Source organism: Acinetobacter sp. RIT698 (assembly GCF_009668065.1).
Lineage (GTDB): Bacteria > Pseudomonadota > Gammaproteobacteria > Pseudomonadales > Moraxellaceae > Acinetobacter > Acinetobacter guillouiae.
Genome location: NZ_WJYH01000097.1, coordinates 1 through 5,661, shown reverse-complemented (window position 1 = coordinate 5,661; position 5,661 = coordinate 1). Strand labels below are relative to the sequence as shown.

The window sequence follows — 5,661 nt, the reverse complement described above, 5'->3', positions numbered from 1 at the left end:
TTTTGAGAATAACCAAGTTTAATTTTAATGCTGTATTTTTACAAAATTATAAATTTTGTTCAAAATTTAGGTCGATTTGATCGGATGCGGTCCGCATATTTCAAACACAAATTATAGGTTATATGATAGATATTTTTATACTTTTAAATAAACACTCAGCGAGTATGTATCAATTCTACTTCATGTTGATTAAAGATTTTTCATTAATCAAAAAATGATCATGTGGAGTGAGTCATATTGGTATTGAAAGTTCCTTCTCCCACTGGGAGAAGGCTAGGGTGAGGGCGCTTTTATGTTGATTTATGGTTTTAAAAAGGACTTATGAAAGAAGTCTATTTAAAAGCGCATTCAATAAATCAGTGCACTATTAATGTTGATAAATTTTAATAAATCGCCTGATAAATTTTTAATGCATCTGCGTGGAGTAGAGGCCTCGGATTATTTTGTAAAAGACGTGTTTGTAGCATGGCATCGGATGCCAATCTATCGAGTTGCTGCTCTTGTACATTTAAATCGCGTAATTTCAAAGTCAAACCACTGTGATCCAAGTGTCTTTGCATATGATCAATAAATAAGTCACATAAGCCTTCTGTACTGCCTTTACTATAAGGATCAAGCCATTGCATTAACTCTGCATAAAGTGCTTTTGCATTAGGCGCATTGAATTTTAACACTTCCAATAAAACCAAAGCGTTAGTATGCCCATGTGATAAATGAAAATGACCACCTAAGGGGTATGCTAAAGCGTGTACAGCACCTACAGGAGCGTTGGCAAAAGCCTGCCCCGCAAGCATAGAGCCAACCAGCATATTTTGACGAGCTGCTAAATTTGTACCATCCGCCAAGACCAATTTTAAATTTTTATTTAAAAGTTTAAGGGCTTGTTTAGCAAGCATGTCTGCATAAAAATTCTTTTTAATTTTGGAGGTATAGGCTTCAATGGCATGCACCATCGCATCTATACCTGTTGCTGCTGTGATATGTGCAGGTAGGTCTGAGGTAAATGTTGCATCTAGAATTGCCACATCGGCATATAAAATGGGGGAAACGATACCTGTTTTGGTGGTTTCACCTGTAGTGACAATTGAAATGGGGGTGACTTCAGAGCCTGTGCCCGCCGTGGTTGGAATAAGAATTAAAGGAAGGCGAGGGCCTTTGACATTATTGACCCCATAGATTTCCTGAATACTTTGTGATTGCTTTGGATTTGCCAATATCGCAATGAGTTTGGCAACATCCATGGAACTACCACCACCAAAGCCAATAACCACATCTACTTGATTGTCTTTGGCGAATTGAACTGCCGATAAAACAATCTGCTCTGCTGGATCTGCCTGTACATCAGCATAGATTTCATAGTCTAAATTACATTGCGCTAAAATTTTTAATAGTGGCAAATGCAGTGCATGTTGAATCATGCCTGCATCTGTCACGATTAATGCTTTGTGGTATTGATTGCCTAATACTGTGCTGAGCTCTTGGATTGATCCTAAACCTGAAATAATATTGGCTACAGTTTGGAATTGAAAATGACTCATATGTATTATCCTTAATCTATCATCACAAATTAAACATTATTGTTTTAAGGTTCTATAGGATTCGCCTGCTAAATAACTTAACATAAGACTTTATAAAAGAAATGATCATTTGAGGTTGTTATGTCATCCAAAATGCCATACAAAGTTTTATGTGTGTGCTTAGGAAATATTTGTCGCTCACCCACAGCAGAGGTGGTTTTACGACACTATTGTGATGAAAAACGATTAAATGTAGTTGTGGATTCAGCTGGAACGAGCAATTATCATCCAAATAAATCACCTGATAGTCGCAGTCAAAAACATGCAATAAAAAGAGGCTATGATCTTTCTGGGTTACGTGCTAGACAATTAAAAATACAAGACTTTTTAGAGTTTGATTTGATTCTTGCCATGGATCATCAGAATTTTGCGGATATACAGCATTTGTATAACCAAACCAGTAGCCAATTTGGTCTTGTTCAAATCAAAGCTAAAATTGCTTTAATGAGTGAGCATGATCACGTTTATCCACAACAGGCGCTTCCAGATCCTTATTATGGTGAAGCTGATGGATTTGAACGTGTACTTGATCAGTGTGAATCGAGTAGTTTGGCTTGGGTACATGTGTTTCAACAACAGTTTTAGTGCAAGTGATTGAAATATTTTTAGGAAATAAATTTAAGTTATGAATATTGAATCACAGGTTCAGCTCAAACCCTTTAATACATTGAGTTTGAACTCGATTGCATCACATTATGTCAAAATACAATCTATCGTAGATCTTCAACAAGCGTTGCAGTTTTCTAAAGCACACGATTTAAACGTTTTACTGCTTTCAGGGGGCAGCAATATGATGCTGCCTGAGCATATTCATGCGCTTGTAGTTGCTATAGATATACAAGGTATTGAATTTTTAAGTGAAGATGCCGAAAGTAAAACAATCAAAGTGGGTGCAGGGCAAGTTTGGCATGACTTTGTATTGTGGACGACAACGCAACAACTTTATGGTTTACAAAACTTGGCTTTGATTCCGGGCTTAGTCGGCGCATCGCCTGTGCAAAATATTGGCGCGTATGGTGTTGAAGTTGGTGAATTTATTCAATCTGTAGAAGTCTACGATCGTCAATCAGCACAGACACTTTCAATTCAAGCACAAGATTGCCATTTTTCTTATCGACACAGTATTTTTAAAGATGATCCAGATCGTTATGTGATTACCCATGTGATTTTTAAATTACTTAAACATGCTGATTTAAAAGTAAATTATGGGGATTTAAAAGATGCAATGATGGATGATATGAGTGCTGAAAACTTACAAAAGCAAGTGATTCATATTCGTCAAAGTAAACTCCCAGACCCAAATGAATATCCAAACGTGGGGAGTTTCTTTAAAAATCCGATTATTAAGCAACAAGAGTTTTCACAATTAATTGCAAAATTCCCTAATATTCCACATTATCCTCAAGCAGGGAATCACGTTAAAATTGCAGCGGGTTGGTTGATTGATCAATCAGGTTGGAAAGGTAAACAGCTTAATCAGGTGGGAATGTTTCATAAACAAGCTTTGGTTTTGGTGAATTATGCCGATGCAACATTGACAGATGTACGCGCAACGTATCAGGCAGTACAAAAAGATGTTTTTGAGAAGTTTGGTGTGCACTTAGAACCTGAACCTGTGCTTTATAATGAACTAGGCTTAATCGAAAACCATTAAATTGAGTAAATATATGGTCAAACCGCATTGGATGGTCAGATTTCTACGAATAATTGCCATATTATTTGTATTATTCGGCTGTTTGGTCGTTTTTTGGTACACGCCATTTTATTCGACAATGATGGTTAAAATCCTGAATAGCATTGTTCCAGTTGAAGTCAATCAGGTGGCAGCAAAGAGCCAGCAAAACGCTGCTCTTTCGGAGGCTGAAAACTTAGAACCTGGTTCTGATTTATGGATTGCTCGACAAGCCTATCTTAAGCTGATGGATGAAGCCATTAAGAGTAAAAATGCTCAGGATTTAATGCTACTCCAGTTACGATATAAAGCCTTGCAAGAAAAAATTGCTGAAGATCAAAAAAATGATGATGAAGAACAAAACAAACCAGTAATTCCATTGGTGTCTGAACATGCTGCATCAGAGGTTGTTGAGAATCAATCGAACGATGTTGTTAAAAACTTATTGGATTTAAATAGTGAAGACAATAAGGCTTTAATGGATGAATATTTAACATTCTTAAAAAAACATAAAATTGATGAAAAATTACTTCAAGAAAATTCACACACATTGGCAAATGAATTGTCCAGTTCACAAGTACAAGAAGATCTTGAAAGTTTGCCTACCAAAACCAGTGAACAACCGAAGCCAATCAGTCAACCTTATGCAATTGTAGTCTTGGGCGGTGGTTTAACTTTAGATAAAAATCAAAAAGACATTATTGTGAATGACTATACCAAACTAAGACTTGAAACAACCTTAGCCTTAGAAGAGAAGGTTAATCTTCCTATTGTGCTGAGTGGTGTAGAAGCACCCTATATGCAAAAATGGTTATCTGAGCGCGGTGTTCAAGCAAAACTATTAGAAAATAGAAGCATGAACACCTGTGAAAATACACGCTTTAGCTCATTACTTTTACAGAAGAAAGGTGGTGCACCTACAGTCTTATTAATTACCGATCGTTACCATATGCCAAGAACACGTCGTTTATTTGCATTAAATGGTATCGAAACAATTCCTGTCAATGCACCAATGCCAACTCAATTAACAGCATGGCAGCCGAGCAAACAAAATTATGATCATAGTCGTAGAGCCAATTATGAAACTTTAGCAACAATCAGAGATATGTTGTTTGGTTCGAGTGGCTGTAGAGAGGTGCCTTAATGGCAGATATTCCATTTTTAAATCCAACAATTCTAAAGCAACTTGACTTACCTATTCCAAGTCGAGATACAACACCACAACTATTAGAAGCTTTAAACTTAAATCGTGAATATATTCCAAATAAAGAAATAAAATCTTACCAACGTCTTTATGGTTTTGATCAACTGGACTGTGTGCAATGGCAAGGTTTTATTGATATGCCGTTGTTTAAACTCCATGTGCAAGTATTTAAACCCAATATAGATAAAATAAAAGGCACTGTGTGTTTGTTGCATGGCTATTTAGAACATAGTGGTATTTACCAACCGATTGTAAAAGAAATTCTTGAACAAGGGTTTAGTGTGATTACTTATGATTTGCCTGGGCATGGACTGAGTAATGGTTCTCCTGCAAATATTCAAAATTTTGACCATTACCAACAAGTGTTACATGCGGTCTATCAATATGTAAAAAATGCAGAGCAGCTTCCTAAGCCGTGGTTGGGAGTGGGGCAAAGTACAGGTGGTGCAATTTGGATGCATCACTTACTTGAGTATGCGCAAAAACGTGAAAATCCAATTGTGGATCGGGTGTTACTGCTTTCACCATTGGTACGACCTGCAAAAACAGCGTGGTGGCATAATTCTATTGGTTTAGGAATTATTCGCAGAATTAAAAGAGAAGTTCCTCGTCACTTTAAAAGAAATAATCACAATCCTGAGTTTTTAAGATTTGTACGCCTTAAAGACCCGTTACAACCTCGAATGATGGGAATGGATTGGATTTTGGCAATGTCAAAGTGGATGCTGGAAATGGAAGCCTATCCAAAGTGCCGCATTCCGGTTTGGTTGGCACAAGGTGCACAAGACCAAACTGTAGACTGGAAATATAATATTGATTTTGTACGTCGACAATTTAGATTACAGACCTTATTGATTCTTGAAGAAGGCTCGCATCAATTGATTAATGAGCGTGCTGATATACGTGCAGCTTTAACTGGATTAATTCCTGCGTTTTTACATGCACAATCTTCTGGTGACTATTTTGAATAATAGATGTAGCTTACTTTTAAGCTGAATTTCTCAAAAATGCCTAAAAAATAGGTGAATTATGCGGTTTTTTGAATATTTAGATTAAAAAATAATCACACGATGCATTTTGTTGAAAATAGGGCTTGCGCTGGTTTAAAATCTGTATAGAATACGCAGCATCCCGACGCGATACAGCAAACGAACTTAGCTTAGAGGGTTAAGTTGTTAAATGTTTATTGCGTCTTATTTATCACTGAT

At 36.6% G+C, this 5,661-nt stretch carries 5 protein-coding genes; 4 read left to right on the top strand and 1 reads right to left on the bottom strand.

Annotated elements, in window-relative coordinates; all coding sequences use genetic code 11:
- Positions 1-383: 383 nt before the first annotated feature.
- The gene (locus tag GJV03_RS21020) at positions 384-1,538 is read right to left on the bottom strand and encodes an iron-containing alcohol dehydrogenase (protein ID WP_154131051.1); all 1,155 of its coding nucleotides are present in this window, start codon (positions 1,536-1,538) and stop codon (positions 384-386) included.
- A 120-nt stretch (positions 1,539-1,658) separates the two neighbouring features.
- On the opposite strand from GJV03_RS21020, the gene GJV03_RS21015 reads away from it, so the two are divergent.
- From GJV03_RS21015 to GJV03_RS21000, 4 genes are read left to right on the top strand one after another with little or no spacing between them, the layout of a single operon-like run.
- Positions 1,659-2,162, top strand: a complete 504-nt coding sequence (locus GJV03_RS21015; RefSeq protein ID WP_154131050.1) for a low molecular weight protein-tyrosine-phosphatase — start codon at positions 1,659-1,661, stop codon at positions 2,160-2,162.
- A 40-nt stretch (positions 2,163-2,202) separates the two neighbouring features.
- The gene (gene murB / locus GJV03_RS21010) at positions 2,203-3,231 is read left to right on the top strand and encodes a UDP-N-acetylmuramate dehydrogenase (protein WP_004719558.1); all 1,029 of its coding nucleotides are present in this window, start codon (positions 2,203-2,205) and stop codon (positions 3,229-3,231) included.
- 13 nt (positions 3,232-3,244) lie between these two features.
- Entirely contained in the window at positions 3,245-4,393 is a 1,149-nt protein-coding gene (locus tag GJV03_RS21005; RefSeq protein ID WP_154131049.1) for a YdcF family protein, read from the top strand.
- Positions 4,393-5,424 (top strand): alpha/beta hydrolase, encoded by a 1,032-nt coding sequence (locus GJV03_RS21000; protein ID WP_004719563.1) that lies wholly within the window; start codon positions 4,393-4,395, stop codon positions 5,422-5,424. Before GJV03_RS21005 ends, GJV03_RS21000 begins: the two co-directional genes overlap by 1 nt.
- Positions 5,425-5,661 lie beyond the last annotated feature (237 nt).